At 59.9% G+C, this 14192-nt stretch carries 15 protein-coding genes and 1 pseudogene; 11 read left to right on the top strand and 5 right to left on the bottom strand.

The annotated features are described in order from the left end of the window. The first annotated feature begins 160 nt into the window (after window positions 1–160). The 3 genes from OC445_RS19065 (at window position 161) to def (ending at window position 2017) form a co-directional block, all read left to right on the top strand. Window positions 161–346: a CsbD family protein gene (locus OC445_RS19065; RefSeq protein ID WP_003193737.1), complete on the top strand. Its 186-nt coding sequence runs from the start codon at window positions 161–163 to the stop codon at window positions 344–346. Between the two features lie 181 nt (window positions 347–527). Further along, window positions 528–1481 carry a YihY/virulence factor BrkB family protein gene (locus OC445_RS19060; protein WP_032895581.1) on the top strand — a complete coding sequence of 318 codons (954 nt, stop codon included), beginning with the start codon at window positions 528–530 and terminating at the stop codon, window positions 1479–1481. Continuing rightward, window positions 1478–2017 (top strand): peptide deformylase, encoded by a 540-nt coding sequence (gene def, locus OC445_RS19055; RefSeq protein WP_034128513.1) that lies wholly within the window; start codon window positions 1478–1480, stop codon window positions 2015–2017. The genes OC445_RS19060 and def overlap by 4 nt, the downstream gene beginning before the upstream one ends. 120 nt (window positions 2018–2137) lie before the next feature. Here def and OC445_RS19050 read toward each other — a convergent pair whose 3' ends face one another. After that, window positions 2138–2557 carry a GNAT family N-acetyltransferase gene (locus OC445_RS19050; protein WP_054896707.1) on the bottom strand — a complete coding sequence of 140 codons (420 nt, stop codon included), beginning with the start codon at window positions 2555–2557 and terminating at the stop codon, window positions 2138–2140. A gap of 302 nt (window positions 2558–2859) precedes the next feature. Here OC445_RS19050 and OC445_RS19045 point away from each other — a divergent pair, with 302 nt between their 5' ends. The 6 genes and pseudogenes from OC445_RS19045 (at window position 2860) to OC445_RS27180 (ending at window position 7789) form a co-directional block, all read left to right on the top strand. After that, a complete protein-coding gene (locus tag OC445_RS19045; RefSeq protein ID WP_054896708.1) occupies window positions 2860–3789 on the top strand; it encodes a fatty acid desaturase in 930 nt (309 codons plus the stop codon). 9 nt (window positions 3790–3798) lie between these two features. After that, window positions 3799–4590: a phosphate/phosphite/phosphonate ABC transporter substrate-binding protein gene (locus tag OC445_RS19040; RefSeq protein WP_198790626.1), complete on the top strand. Its 792-nt coding sequence runs from the start codon at window positions 3799–3801 to the stop codon at window positions 4588–4590. Between the two features lie 108 nt (window positions 4591–4698). Continuing rightward, the gene (locus OC445_RS19035; RefSeq protein ID WP_096144831.1) at window positions 4699–5220 is read left to right on the top strand and encodes a sigma-70 family RNA polymerase sigma factor; all 522 of its coding nucleotides are present in this window, start codon (window positions 4699–4701) and stop codon (window positions 5218–5220) included. Window positions 5221–5330: 110 nt separating this feature from the next. Then, entirely contained in the window at window positions 5331–6281 is a 951-nt protein-coding gene (locus OC445_RS19030; RefSeq protein WP_054896711.1) for an aliphatic sulfonate ABC transporter substrate-binding protein, read from the top strand. Window positions 6282–6469: 188 nt separating this feature from the next. After that, window positions 6470–7243, top strand: a pseudogene (locus OC445_RS27185) (PAS domain-containing protein); the annotation flags it as partial. A 120-nt stretch (window positions 7244–7363) separates the two neighbouring features. Next, window positions 7364–7789, top strand: coding sequence for a methyl-accepting chemotaxis protein (locus OC445_RS27180; protein ID WP_371321886.1), 426 nt, complete (start codon window positions 7364–7366; stop codon window positions 7787–7789). 106 nt (window positions 7790–7895) lie between these two features. Here the strand turns inward: OC445_RS27180 and OC445_RS19020 are convergent, their stop codons facing one another. The 4 genes from OC445_RS19020 to OC445_RS19005 all read right to left on the bottom strand — a co-directional run bounded on the left by OC445_RS19020 (window position 7896) and on the right by OC445_RS19005 (window position 11898). After that, window positions 7896–8357, bottom strand: coding sequence for a hypothetical protein (locus OC445_RS19020; RefSeq protein WP_054896713.1), 462 nt, complete (start codon window positions 8355–8357; stop codon window positions 7896–7898). A gap of 132 nt (window positions 8358–8489) precedes the next feature. Further along, the gene (locus tag OC445_RS19015) at window positions 8490–9896 is read right to left on the bottom strand and encodes an MFS transporter (RefSeq protein WP_198790625.1); all 1407 of its coding nucleotides are present in this window, start codon (window positions 9894–9896) and stop codon (window positions 8490–8492) included. An 88-nt stretch (window positions 9897–9984) separates the two neighbouring features. Further along, the gene (locus tag OC445_RS19010; RefSeq protein ID WP_034128505.1) at window positions 9985–10617 is read right to left on the bottom strand and encodes a glutathione S-transferase family protein; all 633 of its coding nucleotides are present in this window, start codon (window positions 10615–10617) and stop codon (window positions 9985–9987) included. A gap of 249 nt (window positions 10618–10866) precedes the next feature. Continuing rightward, complete coding sequence (locus OC445_RS19005) at window positions 10867–11898, bottom strand: LacI family DNA-binding transcriptional regulator (RefSeq protein WP_161793224.1); 1032 nt, start codon at window positions 11896–11898, stop codon at window positions 10867–10869. Window positions 11899–12123: 225 nt separating this feature from the next. On the opposite strand from OC445_RS19005, the gene OC445_RS19000 reads away from it, so the two are divergent. Together OC445_RS19000 and OC445_RS18995 are read left to right on the top strand one after the other, a co-directional pair. Then, complete coding sequence (locus OC445_RS19000; RefSeq protein WP_034128504.1) at window positions 12124–12657, top strand: gluconokinase; 534 nt, start codon at window positions 12124–12126, stop codon at window positions 12655–12657. A gap of 84 nt (window positions 12658–12741) precedes the next feature. After that, complete coding sequence (locus tag OC445_RS18995; RefSeq protein ID WP_198790624.1) at window positions 12742–14094, top strand: GntP family permease; 1353 nt, start codon at window positions 12742–12744, stop codon at window positions 14092–14094. Window positions 14095–14192 lie beyond the last annotated feature (98 nt).

Raw genomic sequence — 14192 nt, 5'->3', positions numbered from 1 at the left:
TGTGCCGGGCATTCTCGTGGGTTGGCTGCAAAACATAAAGCCAAACCTGCCGCTTTCGATGAAATGCTTGCGCAAAAATAATTGAAACTCTGCCGTTGCGCTTCAGGTCAACCGCTACGTAGTGACCAAAAACCATTTGATTGTTATCAGGAGTAATACCATGAGCAGCACTTCCGATAAGGTAAAGGGCTTGGCGAACGAAGCTGTCGGTAACATCAAGCAAGGCGTCGGTAAAGTCACAGACAATGACAAGCTGCGTGCTGAAGGCGTGATCCAAGAGAAAAAAGGCGAAGCTCAGCAAGCAGTGGGCAAGACCAAGGACGCAGTGAAAAAAGCCACTGAGTAACACGTCCTGGCTGGCTGACCCCAGCAGCCCGACGGCCATCCACGGATGGCCGTTTTTGTATCCGGTGCTGCAACTAAACTTTCGAAATTGTTTCAAAGTCGCCAAATGGGCTACTTTGATGTAGAAAACGGCCCCTGAGTCGCCCACGAACTCAACCTCTTTTGCGGCGAAAGGAGACGCTATGCTTTTTCCAGTACTCGATGGTCTCAAGCTGCACAAGGTGCTGGTACGCACCATCAAGGAATTCGTCGATGACGAGATGCCTACCTACGCCTCGGCACTGGCCTACCAGATGCTGTTCTCTTTGTTTCCGTTCCTGCTGTTCCTCATTGCCCTGATCGGCTTCCTGCACTTGCCCGACTTCTTCAGTTGGCTGCGCCTGCAATCGGAGCTGGTGTTGCCACCCCAGGCGCTGGAACAGGTCAACCCGGTGATCGATCAGTTGCAGCAGTCCAAGGGCGGCTTGCTCTCGGTGGGTATCGTTATCGCCCTGTGGACGGCCTCTGCGGGCGTGCGCCTGATGATGAGCGCCATGAACGCCGCCTACGATGTGGTTGAAGGTCGGCCGATCTGGAAGCGTTTCCCGCTGTCGATTTTCTACACCGTGGGTATCGCCGGCATGCTGCTGGCGGCCGCCGCGCTGATGGTGCTGGGCCCGCAAGTCATGGAGTGGCTGGCCGGGCAGATTGGCATGCAGGAATTCGTGGTCACGCTGTGGACCATCCTGCGCTGGCCGCTGATTGTGATCTTGCTGATGTTCGCCGTGGCCCTCATGTACTACGTGATGCCGGACGTCGAGCAGGAATTTCGCTTTATCACCCCCGGCTCCGTCTTGGCCGTGGTGGTATGGATCGTCGCCTCCCTGGGCTTTGGCTACTACGTCAAGACCTTCGCGGACTACAACGCCATGTATGGCAGTATCGGTGCGATCATTGTCTTGCTCCTGTATTTCTACATCTCTGCCGCCGTACTGCTGCTGGGCGCGGAGATGAACGCGGTGATCGAGCATATGTCTGCCGAGGGCAAGGACCCCGGTGAGAAGGAAATAGGCGAGCCGGGCCACACCGATGAAAAACAACACGTCTCAGGCCTAGGCCGGGACCACTCCAAGCCCATGACCGAGCCTGAACAATGATCCGTGAAATCCTGAAAATGGGCGACGAGCGCCTGCTGCGTATCGCCCCGCCGGTGCCGCCGGAGATGTTTGACAGCCCGGAGTTGTGGCAACTGATCGACGATATGTTCCAGACCATGGAGCACGTGGGCGGCGTTGGCCTGGCGGCGCCGCAGATTGGCGTGGACCTGCAACTGGTGATCTTCGGTTTCGAGGCCAGCGAACGCTACCCGGACGCGCCGCCTGTGCCGCAGACCATCTTGATCAACCCGCTGATCACACCGCTCAGCCCGCTGCAGGAAGAGGGCTATGAGGGTTGCCTGTCAGTGCCCGGCCTGCGCGGCGCCGTGAACCGTTACCAGCAGATCCGCTACGAAGGGTTCGACCCCAAAGGCGAGCCGATCGTACGTTTTGCCGACGGCTTCCATGCGCGGGTGGTGCAGCATGAGTGCGACCATTTGATCGGCCGGCTGTACCCCTCGCGGATTACCGACTTCAGCAAATTCGGATTTATTGAAGTGATGTTCCCGGAGCTGGACCCAACGGCTGACGAATAGCCCTTCTGACACACTCACAGTTCAACTGTGGGAGCTGGCTTGCCTGCGATGGCGGTGGGCCAGCTACCTTATTTGTAGCTGATACACCGCCATCGCAGGCAAGCCAGCTCCCACATTGGATCAGTGTTTTGGGGCATTGAGCCCCATCGCAATCATCGGTTTATTGCGCTTGTAACGCACCAGCCGCTCACTCAGCGATTGCGGCAAAACCGTGTCCTGGCTGAACCCCATGCCCTGATACAACCCTTCCAGGTCCGGATGGCACAGCAACCAGACCGTCCCCTCACAACCTGCCACGGCCTCGCCAATCAGTCGCGCCGCCAGCTGCTGGCCACGATAAGTCGGCGCCACAAACACCCCCGTCAGCCACTGCCCACCCATCACCGGGCTCAAGCACAAGCCGGCCACGATCTCGGCATCTCGCACTACCCACAAACGGCCGCCCTTGAGCGCCTTCATCGATGAATTGTGGCTGCGGTAAAACTTGTTCAGCAGTGGCCACAGAGGCTCGGCCAGCGGTTCGATGTGCATTGGGGGCATGGGGTTCAGACAAGCATTATCCAGGGCAGGGGATTATAAGCGCCTTCTGCCGGGCAATAGGTGGTATACCCAGTGCTACATCCCCTGTTAGTGGAGCATGCATCATGGCCAAAGGTATGGATTCAAAGAAAGCCGCGAAGAAAAAACCGGCAAAGACCGCGGATGAAAAACGCGCGGACAAGAAGACCAAAAAATCCGAAGCAGGCCTGTTCGGTCACTGAGTTACACGCTTAGAACCAAACGATCTGCAAGATTTTCCCGCCTCATTGCACAGAGCAGGAAACACCTGCTCTGAGCTGCCGATGGCCAATTACCTTGATCCGACCCACCGCCGGGAAATCGAAGCCCTGGCGACGACCTTTGTGGCAAGAACCGAGTGGCCGACCTGGCTGCTGTTGATCGGCGTGTATGCCGGCTGGTTTGCGGTGATCCTTGGCAGCCGGTGGCTGGGCGTGTGGCTGAGCATGTTGCTGCTGATTCCGCTGCTGACCCTGTGGCTATCGGTGCAGCACGAATTGCTCCACGGCCACCCGACCCGTTCGTTATGGCTGAATAAACTCCTCGGCTATGCCCCTTTCGCGGTGTGGTATCCCTACACGCTGTACCGCGACAGCCACCTGTTGCACCATAACGACCATGACCTGACCCTGCCGGGCATCGACCCGGAAAGCCGCTACCTCAATCAGCAGCAATGGAACAACAGCTCACTGTTCGAACGTGGCGTGCATTGGCTGACCAAGACCGTGCTTGGCCGCTTCCTGCTGGCTGCGCCGTTGGCGATTGGCCGGTTGGCACGTCACGAGTTTCAACGCCTGCCCCAGGTATGGCCGATGTGGCTGGCCCACGGCGCCGTCACTGTGCTGATGCTGAGTTTCATCGCCTACTACAGCGCGCTTGCGGTGTGGCACTACCTGCTGCTGGTCAGCGTGCCAGCCTTGTCCCTGGCCTCGATCCGTTCCTACTATGAGCACCGCCCCCATCCTCGGCCGGAACAGCGCACAGTGCTCAACGAAGCATCCTGGCCCTGGGCCTGGCTGTTTCTCAACAACAATCTGCACCTGGTGCACCACGATCTGCCAAAGTTGCCGTGGTACCTGCTGCCCAGGGTGTACCGTGCCCGGCGCGAGCAGTGGCTGGCGCGCAGCGGTGGTTTCCTGGTGCATGGCTACGGCCAGTTGATCAGCCGTCACGGCCTCAAGGCCATCGACAGTCCCCTGCACCCGTTTGCCTGAGAGGCGACCATGAGTGAGCACTACGCCGACCTGCGCATGTACGTTGCGCCCGAGCCCATCCAGCAGGCCAATCAATACTGGCTGGCGCGCATCCTTGAGCGCTTGAAGCTGCATCGTCTTGATGCCGACCACCTCGACTTGCGCGGCCTGTGGCTGGCGCCGCAATTGCTCGTCAGCCAAACCTGCGGCTACCCGCTGATGACCCAACTGCGCGGCCAGGTGCGCATCATTGGGCGCCCCCGTTGCGAGTTGGCCCACAGCAGCCACGGCGAACATTGCAGCCTGCTGTTAACTCGCGCTGACAACCCGCGTACCCGCCTGGCGCAGTTCTACCAGAGCCGCGGCGTGATCAACGGCCACGACTCCAACAGCGGTATGAACCTGCTGCGTGACTGCCTGGCGCCGTTGCAGCGCGACGGGCGTTTCTTCGCCAGCGTCGGCATCAGCGGTGCCCATCGCGAGAGCTTGCGCTGGCTGCGTGAAGGCCGCGCCGACCTCGCCGCCATTGACAGCGTCACCTACGACTACCTCGCCCGATTCGCCCCAGCAGAGGTCGCGGGCCTACGCGTCATCGCCCGCAGCGCGCCGAGCCCGACTTTGCCTTACATAGGCGCGCTGGGCTTGAGCGATGCGCAGGTAGCGCAGATTCGGGAGGCGATGAACCTGGCGTTGCAGGACCTGCCGCAGGTGGCGCAAACCCTCGGTGTGCGAGCTGTGCTTCCTGCCAGCGAAGATGACTACCAGGTGGTGTTGGATTACCAGCGCAAAGCCGCCAGCAACGGCTATCCGGTACTTCAATAAGGTTATATAAAAATGCGTTTTAAATATTATTAAAGCATAAGTAGCCTTGCTAGGATTGCTTCACCGGAACACCGGACATACCGCGCAACCTACTCAGAAGGAGCCACTATGTCCGGCGCCGATCGTGCTCACAGCGACTACGTGGGCTCATTGTTTCGCATTCATTACCCTTGGCTGTGCAGCCGCTTGCACCGCTACCTCAACTCCCGTGCCCACGCCGAAGACATCGCCGTCGACGCGTTTGTCCAGCTCTTGAGTGCACCTCAGGTAGCGCCGATACGACAGCCCCGCGCATTGCTCACCACCATTGCCCAGCGCCTGGTGTACCAGGTGTGGCGCCGGCGTGACCTGGAGCGTGCCTACCTCGCTGTGCTGGATGACGATGCAGCCTGCGCCGAGGACCGGGCGCAGGTACTCGAAGCCCTCCAAGCCATCGATCTCTCGCTCGACCGCTTGCCGGCCAAGGTCAAGACGACGTTCCTGTTGTCCCGCGTCAACGGCCTGACGTACCCCCAGATCGCTGCCGAACTGGGGATTTCCCAGCGCTCGGTCAGTGACTACATGGCCCGCGCTGTTACCGGACTTGAATCCCACCCCGATCAAATGTGGGAGCTGGCTTGCCTGCGATAGCGGTGAGCCAGCCAACACCTCTGGCCATGTCAGGCCGCCATCGCAGGCAAGCCAGCTCCCACACTTCCTGTGCTCACTTTGAATCTGATCGAACCACCAAGAGGCAACTTATGAAAGCAATCAGACACCTGCTGGGCAGTTCGCTGCTGGCATTGGCAGTACTGGCGCAACCCACCTCGGCGGCCGAACCTTCCACGCTGCGCATCGGCTACCAGAAAAGCTCGGTCAGCATGGTGCTCGCCCGTGAGCACAAGCTCTTCGAAGCCGCACTGCCGGGCACCCAGGTGCAGTGGACCGAATTTCTCGGTGGCCCGCCGCTGATCGAAGCGCTCAACGCCGGCAGCCTGGACATCGGCAATATTGGCGATATCCCGCCGATCTTCGCCCAGGCAGCCGGGATCGACTTGCAGTATTTTGCCGTCGAGCCCAACGAGGGCAAGGCCGAAGCAGTGCTGGTGCCCAAGGCCAGTACCGTGCAGAACGTGGCCGAACTCAAGGGCAAGCGCGTGGCATTGCTCAAGGGCTCCAGTGCACACAACCTGTTCCTCAAAAGCCTGCTGCACGCCGGGTTGCAGTGGAAGGATGTGAATGTGGTGTACCTGTCGCCTTCCGACGGCCGCGCCGCGTTCGAACAAGGCAAGGTGGACGCATGGGTGGTGTGGGACCCGTACTACTCGGCCGCCGTGATCGACGGCTCGGCACGCGTGCTGCGGGACGGGCAAGGGTTGAACCCTGCGGGCAGTTTCTTCGTGGTCAACCACCCGTTTGCCAAGCAGCACCCAGAGGCCGTTGCCACGATTATCCAGACGCTTGGCAAGGCGCAGCGGCTGTCGCTTGATGAGCCTGACGCGAGCATCACGCTGATGGCCGGCACCCTGGGCCTGCAACCGGCGGTGGTCAAAAGCTACTTCGAACATCGCTCGCCCGAGCCGATCCGCCCCTTGGCGGCCATCGACATTGCCAACCAGCAACGCACCGCCGACCTGTTTTTTGCCAACGGCCTGATCCCGAAAAAAGTCGATGTGCAGCAGGCTGTCTTCAAGCCCCTTGATCATCCATGAGCAGCAATGCTGGCGGATTAGTGGCCTTGCAGAGTGCCAAGGCCTGTCTATGCTCACCCAGAACCGTTAACGACGCTTGGCCGATAAAGCGTTTCCAATGGTTATTTCCCCATGCAGGTGTACCAGAAATATCCAACGTATGAATGGAATGCGCCCTCCAGGCGCCGGGAATCTAGGGTGATCTGACCATGTTCAACCGCCAGCACAAATCCGACCTGCAAGAAATCCAGCGTTTTTCATGTGCCCTCACCGAAGCCAACGCCAAGCTTGCCGCCATCAGTCGCTCCATGGCGATGATCGAGTTCGACCGCACGGGAGTGATCCTGAATGCCAACGAACGCTTTTGCCAAACCATGGGCTACAGCGTCGAGGAGATCCGTGGCAAACATCACCGCCTGTTTTGCGAGGAGGCGTATACCCACACCGATGCCTACCACCAGTTGTGGCGCGATCTGGCGCGAGGCGAGGCGCTCAGCGGCACCTTCATGCGCCTTAACAAGCGCGGTGAGCAAGTGTGGCTGGAAGCCAGCTATTTGCCGGTGCTGGACAGCGACCATCAGGTACGCAGTGTGATCAAGGTGGCGGCGGATATTTCCGCACGGGTCCATCACGAACACGAAAACCAAAGTCTGATCGACGCCATCAGCCGTTCCATGGCGGTAATCGAATTCACTCCCCAGGGCCAGATCCTCAATGCCAACGACAACTTCCTGCGCACGGTGCAGTACACGCGCGAAGAAATCATCGGCCAGCATCACAGCATGTTTTGCCACCGCAGCGAAGTGGAGTCCCCGGCGTATAAAGCGTTCTGGGCTTCACTCAATCGCGGTGAATTTCACTCCCACCGCTTCGAACGTAAAAACAAATACGGCAAGACCCTGTTTCTGGAAGCCTCTTACAACCCCATTTTCGACACCCATGGGCGCTTGTACAAAGTGGTGAAGTTCGCCAGCGATATCACCGAGCAAGTCAGCACCCTGCGCACGGCCGCCGACTCGGCCCACGCCACTTCGGTACAGAACGATGCCTGCGCCCGCAAGGGCTCGCAGGTAGTGCAGCAAACGGTGCAGATCATTGAAGCCATGTCCCACGACCTTAACCAGGCGGCGCAGAGCATCGATGCGGTGAGCAAACAGTCGGACATCATCGGCGCCATCGTGCAAACCATCCGCAGCATTGCCGAACAAACCAACATGCTGGCCCTGAATGCGGCGATTGAAGCCGCGCGTGCGGGCGAGCACGGGCGTGGGTTCGCGGTGGTCGCCGATGAAGTGCGCAGCCTTGCCGCTCGCACCAGCCAGGCCACCGTTGAGATCGTGGACGTGGTGCGCAAGAACCATGACCTGTCGTTGAGCGCCGTGTCGAGCATGCAGTCGAGCTTGAGCCGTACGGGCCTGGGCGTGGAGTTGGCGAACGAGGCGGGGCAGGTGATCCTGGAGATCCAGGAAGGGTCACGGCATGTGGTAGATGCGATCAGTCAGTTCAATTCGACGCTGCAATTGCAATAGCGCAGCCGCCGCTCTATGTGGGAGCAGGCTTGCCTGCGATAGCATCACCTCGGTCCTGCAGATCCACCGAGTTGTTTGCATCGCAGGCAAGCCAGCTCGCACCTGTTTAGATCGCGGCCAAGGTTTCTTTAAGTGTCTGGGCTGGCGAAGCAGTAGCCTTCGCCGCCACCTGCTGCTGTTGCTGCTCTTTCAAGCGCTCGGCCACTTGTTTGGCGATGGCGTCTTGTTTGTCCTGGGGCATCGCCTGCACTTGTTCTTCGGTCAGCCCTTGTTCCTTGAGTAACTGTTCACGAATACGTTCGGCTGGGGTCTTGCTCATGTATTCGGTGAACTCGGTACGTGCCCCATTAGTTGTGGCCTGTAACTGCACGCGAGTCTTGGCGAAGGCTTCGTCGATGCGATCGCTGGCCTTGTCCAATTCCCTCTGCGCGGCGGGCACTGTCACGCTGTGTTGCGCAGCCTGCAGGGCGCCGCTGTACAGCGCACTGGCGGCGGCGTTGGCGGGGTCCATGTCGGGTCGCGTGATCTGTTGCACGTTCGACGCCGCTTGAGTGTTGTTAACCAGCATGATCGTTCACCTATGAAAACAGACGGTGCGACAGCTGGAGCAAATACTGTGCCGGTTGCCAGACCCCAGTGTTTACTGGGGCTGGCGTCGTCGACGCGGCAAGCCTTCTCCTTGTGCGGCCAACCGTTGCCGTCAGTGAGCGATGTTCTCCAGCGCCAGGTTGCGCGTGCGCGGCCCAAACCAACTGATGGTAATCATCACGATCAACATGCTGCTGGCAATAAACGCCAACACGCCCGGCGTGCCCAGGTGTTCGAGGATAAAACCGATCAACAGGCTGCTGAACACCGTGGATAAACGGCTGAACGAATAACAGAACCCGACCGCTCGCGCACGGATATTGGTGGGGAACAATTCGCTTTGGTACGAGTGATAACTGAAGCTCAGCCAGGCATTGCAGAAGGTGATCATCACCCCGCAGAAAATCAGCCCTAACGCCGTGGTTTGCAGGGCAAACAGGCTGCCGAAAATCACTGCACCCATGGCCGATCCGACAATTTGCCACTTGTTCTCGAAGCGGTTGGCCACCTTGACGAACAACAGCGGGCCCAGCGGGTAGGCGAGGGTGATGATGAAGGCGTAGAGCAGGCTGTGGGTCACGCTGACACCCTGGCCCGAGAGCAAGGCCGGCAGCCAGTTGCCGAAGCCGAAGAAGCCGATGGCCTGGAATACATGAAACACGATCAGCATCAAGGCGCGGCGACGGTAGGGCGGCTGCCAGATATCGGCGAAACGGCCATTGCCCTGCACGCTGATCGCTTCGGGTTCCGGTTCGTCCAGCGGCTTGCCTTGGTCCTTTCGGCAGCGTGCCTCCAGGTTGTTCAGGATCGTGTCGGCCTCTTCGAAGCGTCCCTTTTGTGCAAGCCAGCGCGGTGACTCCGGCAGGCGCTTGCGCAGTTGCCAGATAAACAATGCAAACACTGCACTGCTCAACACCACCCAGCGCCACCCGGCGATACCGAACGGCGCCTGTGGCACCAGCCACCACGACATCAACGCCACGGCCGGTACGGACAGAAACTGGATAAAAAACGCAAAGGCAAACGCCGAACTGCGCATACGTTTGGGCACCAGTTCCGAGAGGTAGGCGTCGATGGTCACCAGTTCGATGCCAAGGCCAATGCCCACCAGAAAGCGCATGCAGATGATGCCCAAGGCCGAGGTTTGAATGCCCATCAACACCGTGGCCACCGTGTACCAGACCAACGCAAAGGTGAAAATCGCGCGTCGCCCGAAGCGGTCAGCGATGGGGCTGAGCAGGCTGGCGCCGAGGAACAGGCCGAGGAACGTGGCCGAGGCGAAAGCGGCTTGGTCCGAGAAACCGAAAACACCTTCGCTGCCGGTATGAAAAATCCCGTCGCTGATCAGGCCAGGGCTGATATAGGCGGTTTGGAACAGGTCATACAGCTCGAAAAAACCGCCGATGGAGAGCAACGCCACCAGGCGCCAAATAGTGGCGACGGCGGGCAGGCGGTCGATGCGGGCGCTGATGTGGGCGGCGCGGGTTGGGTCTGAGACGCAGGCGGCGAGTGTGGGCATGAATAACCTTCAGTTGGGCGAGTTGGAAGCTTCGAGCTTTAAGCCAAACCGCTATTGGGCTTGGAGCTTAACGTGCGCAACTGCTTCTCTAATTGTGGCCGTCGAGCGCGAACGTCTTGAAGCCGGCGTGCTGGCTGAGGCGTTGGTAATACGCCGCGATGGCGGGGTAGGGTGGCCGCTCCATGGGTGTCATCTGCCACCGATGTACCGAAAGGCCTATCAAGATGTCAGCGAGGGTGAACTCTTCGCCGGCCACGTAGGCGCCGGTCTTGGTCAACTGTTGTTCTAGCAAGGCCATCTTGTCATTCCAGGCCTGCACACCCGCCTGGATGCGTTGCGGGTCCTGATAGTCCGGGTTTTGACGCACCAGTGCGTGGAACGCATAGCCCCACGAAGGGTTGAGTTCGGTGGCTTGCCAGTCCATCCACTGTTCGACCCGTGCACGCAAGGCAGGCTCAACGGGTAGCAAGTCATGGCGCTGGTAGAGGCCGACAAGGTAGCGGCAGATGGTATTGGACTCCCACAGCACGCCATGGTCGTCGATCAGCACTGGCACCTGGGCGTTGGGGTTCAAGGCGAGGAAATCGGGGGATTGGGTAGGCTTGAAACCGATGCCCCAGTCTTCGCGCACGTAGTCGATGCCCAACTCCTGGCAGGTCCACAGTACTTTTCGCACGTTGATTGAAGAGGTACGACCCAAGATTTTCAGTGAATGGCCCATGGTGCTTCCCTGGCATCTAAGAGAGTGACCAATCTAGCAGGGGCCGGGCACGGCGGCGAGGGTGTGAAGCGGGCACGGCCGAAAATGTGGGAGCTGGCTTGCCTGCGATAGCGGTGGTTCAGTTGAAGATGCGTTGACTGAGCCACCGCCTTCGCGAGCAAGCCCGCTCCCACAGGGGATCTGTGCCAGGCGCTGATTCTGTGGACACTACATGGCCAGCTCTCACATTGATTGCGTTCGGCTCGACGCTCAGGTGCTCTCGCGCACCTGCAACTCAAACCCCATATCCACCACTGGCTTGGCCACCTTGTTGCCCGCCATGATCGTCAGCAGATGCTCTGCTGCCCGACGCCCGATGGCTTCCCGTGGCGTGCTGATGCTGCTCAGGCGCGGCACCATGAATGACGAGGCGGGTAGGTCGTTGAAGCCCAGCACCGCCACACGTTCAGGCACCTTGATGCCATGGCGCAGGGCTTCGAGCAGGGCGCCCTGGGCCAGGTCGTCGTTGCCGAAGAAGATCGCGTCCACATCCGGGTGGGCGGCCAGCAGTTGCAAAAACAGTTCGCCTCCCAGGCCCACGGAGGACGGCCGTGGCGTCAGCAGCTCCAGCGCCGGATCGTACATGCCGGCCTGTTGCAAGGCGCGGCGAAAGCCTTCGCCACGCAGCAAGGTGCGTTGGTCCAGTTGTGCGCCGATATAGGCCAGGCGCTTGCGCCCCCGGGACAGCAAGTGCGCCGCCGCGGTCTCGCCGGCGGCCAGTTGCGAGAAGCCCACACAGTTCACCCCGGCATTGGGGTCCAGATCCATCATGTACACACAGGGCACATTGCTGGCCTCGACCATTCGTCGCGCGCTTTCGGTGCGGTCAAAACCGGTCAGCAACAAACCCCGTGGCTGGTAGGCCATGTAGTTGCGCAGCAGGTCTTCTTCTTCATCACGCGAATAATGGGAGTTGCCAATCAGTACTTCAAAGCCCTTGGGCCGCAGTACCTGATGGATAGCTTCGAGGGTTTCGATAAACAGCAGGTTGGACAGTGACGGCACCAGCACCACCACCGAATGGCTCTGCGCCGAGGCCAGTGCCCGGGCGGCGGGGTTGACCACGTAGCTCAGTTCGGCGGCGGCCTGTTGCACTTTTTCCACCAGTTCGGTGGCCACGGTGCTGATGCCGCGCAGGGCACGGGAGGCGGTGATCGGGCTGACGCCGGCCAGGCGCGCAACTTCATTGAGGGTAGGGCGGCCCGTCGTGCGGGTATTTTTATCGTTCTTGGAGGTCATCAGGCGGCTTGCCAAACAAAAATCGAGGCACTAAGGTAGCGCTGTCTCCAAAGGGCTGCAAATTCTTGGATAAAGGGTTGCCTGATCCTGTCCAGCTCTTGAAGTCAATCTGTTGGAACGGATGCACGCGTCACTCCATAAAAATGACAAGTCGGCGCGGGAAAAGCCTGTTTTTGCACTAGCCTTACGCTATGCAAAGGTAGCGCTATCTGCGTCCTGAGGTGTTTCATGAGTCAACCTGTTACCGCCCTGGTCATCATGGGTGTTTCCGGCTGTGGCAAGTCCAGCGTCAGCCAAGCCCTGTGCGCCCTTAACGGCGCCACTGCCATTGAAGGCGACAGCTTTCACCCTGCCGCGAACATCGAAAAGATGAGCGCCGGCCACCCCCTCAACGACGACGACCGCGCCGGCTGGCTCGATATCCTGTGCGATGAACTGCGTCGCGCGTTGAAAGCGGGCGAGCATCCTGTACTGACCTGTTCGGCCCTGAAGAAAAAATACCGTGACCACCTGCGCGAAGCTGCGCCGGGCCTGGGTTTTGTCTTCCTGGAGCTGACCCGTGAAGTCGCCGCTGACCGCGTGTCTCACCGCCCCGGCCATTTCATGCCGGCGAGCCTGATCGACAGCCAGTTCGCCACACTTGAATCGCCCAAGGGCGAGCCGCTGACCCTGGCCTTGAACGCCAGTGAAGACAGCGTCGAGGAACTGGCCGCGCAGACCCATACCTGGTGGCGCAAGCACGGCTTTGAACCTACTCATTAATTTTTTGCCGGAAAAGATAGCGCTATCCCCGGCAGGAAGTTCAACACCCGCTTTAATAACAACAACAAACAGGAGAGACCCCCCATGTTTGGCATGTCCCACGAGTCTTACCTGCTGCTAGATGCAGTAGTCACTATCATCGGGTTGATCGTAATGATCACCAAGTTCAAGGTGCACCCGTTCATTGCACTGATCATCGCGGCCGGTTTCCTCGGCCTGACCTCGGGCATGCCCGTGGACAAGATCATCAAGGCGTTCCAGGACGGTTTCGGCGGGGTGCTCGGCTTTGTCGGCATCATCCTCGCGCTGGGCACGATGCTCGGCAAGATGATGGCCGAGTCCGGCGGTGCCGATCAGATCGCCCAGACCCTGATCCGCGCCTTCGGCAAAGAGAAGGTCCAGTGGGCCATGATGTTCGCCGCGTTCCTGGTGGGCATCCCGCTGTTCTTCGAAATCGGCTTTGTTTTGCTGATCCCGCTGGTGTTTATCGTCGCCCGGCGTACCGGCGTGTCGTTGATCAAGATCGGTATCCCGCTGCTGGCCGGTCTGTCGGCGGTGCACGGCCTGGTGCCACCGCACCCGGGCCCGCTGCTGGCCATCGGCGTGTTCGGTGCCGATATCGGCAAGACCATCCTGTACGGCCTGATCGTCGCACTGCCGACCGCCATCATCGCCGGCCCGATCTTCGGTACGTTCATCGCCAAGTACATCCCGGGCAACCCGTCCCAGGAACTGGTGGACCAACTGGCCCGCGAGACCGATAACAAGTCGCTGCCCAGCTTCAGCATCACCCTGGTCACCGTGCTCTTGCCGGTATTCCTGATGCTGCTCAAAACCTTTGCCGACATCGCCTTTGCCGAAGGCAACGTGGTGCGCAACTGGATGGACATGATCGGCCACCCGATCACCGCACTGTTGCTGGCTTTGCTGTTATCGCTGTACACCTTTGGCCATCGCCAGGGCATCCACTCCAAGCAGATCCTCAAGCTGCTCGACGCCAGCCTTGCGCCCACCGCCGCGATCATCCTGATCATCGGTGCCGGTGGTGGCTTCAAGCAGATGCTGGTGACCAGCGGCGTGGGCGACGTGATCGGCCATATGGCGGTGAACGCGCAGATCAACCCGATCCTGCTGGCGTGGCTGGTGGCGGCGGTGATTCGGATTGCCACCGGTTCAGCGACGGTCGCGACCATTACCGGCGCGGGCATTGTGGTGCCGGTGGTGGGGATGATCCCTGGCGTCAACCGCGAGTTGCTGGTACTGGCGACGGGCGCGGGTTCGTTGATCCTGTCTCACGTCAACGATGCGGGGTTCTGGCTGGTCAAGCAGTACTTCAACATGACCGTGGCCGAGACGTTCAAGACCTGGACGGCGATGGAGACCATTCTGTCGATCGTGGCGCTGATCTTCATCATGTTGCTGTCGTTGGTGGTGTAAGCCACACCCCAAAGCAAGAGTGGGAACTGATCAAATGTGAGAGCTGGCTTGCCTGCGATTGCGGTAGTGAATCCAACACTGCCATCGCAGGCAAGCCA

Source organism: Pseudomonas sp. Pse35 (assembly GCF_024519715.1).
GTDB lineage: Bacteria > Pseudomonadota > Gammaproteobacteria > Pseudomonadales > Pseudomonadaceae > Aquipseudomonas > Aquipseudomonas paracarnis.
Note: the sequence above shows the minus strand (reverse complement) of the source record. Positions and strands in the feature narration are given on the sequence as shown.

What these genes read in the sequence shown, in the direction of transcription:
- OC445_RS19050 (WP_054896707.1), bottom strand. Translation starts at nt 2,557, where the DNA reads ATGCCCCCAATGCACATCGAACCGCTGGCCGAGCCTCTGTGGCCACTG.
- OC445_RS19045 (WP_054896708.1), top strand. Translation starts at nt 2,860, where the DNA reads ATGGCCAATTACCTTGATCCGACCCACCGCCGGGAAATCGAAGCCCTG.
- OC445_RS19000 (WP_034128504.1), top strand. Translation starts at nt 12,124, where the DNA reads ATGAGTCAACCTGTTACCGCCCTGGTCATCATGGGTGTTTCCGGCTGT.
- OC445_RS19020 (WP_054896713.1), bottom strand. Translation starts at nt 8,357, where the DNA reads ATGCTGGTTAACAACACTCAAGCGGCGTCGAACGTGCAACAGATCACG.
- OC445_RS19035 (WP_096144831.1), top strand. Translation starts at nt 4,699, where the DNA reads ATGTCCGGCGCCGATCGTGCTCACAGCGACTACGTGGGCTCATTGTTT.
- def (WP_034128513.1), top strand. Translation starts at nt 1,478, where the DNA reads ATGATCCGTGAAATCCTGAAAATGGGCGACGAGCGCCTGCTGCGTATC.
- OC445_RS19060 (WP_032895581.1), top strand. Translation starts at nt 528, where the DNA reads ATGCTTTTTCCAGTACTCGATGGTCTCAAGCTGCACAAGGTGCTGGTA.
- OC445_RS18995 (WP_198790624.1), top strand. Translation starts at nt 12,742, where the DNA reads ATGTTTGGCATGTCCCACGAGTCTTACCTGCTGCTAGATGCAGTAGTC.
- OC445_RS19065 (WP_003193737.1), top strand. Translation starts at nt 161, where the DNA reads ATGAGCAGCACTTCCGATAAGGTAAAGGGCTTGGCGAACGAAGCTGTC.
- OC445_RS27180 (WP_371321886.1), top strand. Translation starts at nt 7,364, where the DNA reads ATGTCCCACGACCTTAACCAGGCGGCGCAGAGCATCGATGCGGTGAGC.
- OC445_RS19015 (WP_198790625.1), bottom strand. Translation starts at nt 9,896, where the DNA reads ATGCCCACACTCGCCGCCTGCGTCTCAGACCCAACCCGCGCCGCCCAC.
- OC445_RS19040 (WP_198790626.1), top strand. Translation starts at nt 3,799, where the DNA reads ATGAGTGAGCACTACGCCGACCTGCGCATGTACGTTGCGCCCGAGCCC.
- OC445_RS19010 (WP_034128505.1), bottom strand. Translation starts at nt 10,617, where the DNA reads ATGGGCCATTCACTGAAAATCTTGGGTCGTACCTCTTCAATCAACGTG.
- OC445_RS19030 (WP_054896711.1), top strand. Translation starts at nt 5,331, where the DNA reads ATGAAAGCAATCAGACACCTGCTGGGCAGTTCGCTGCTGGCATTGGCA.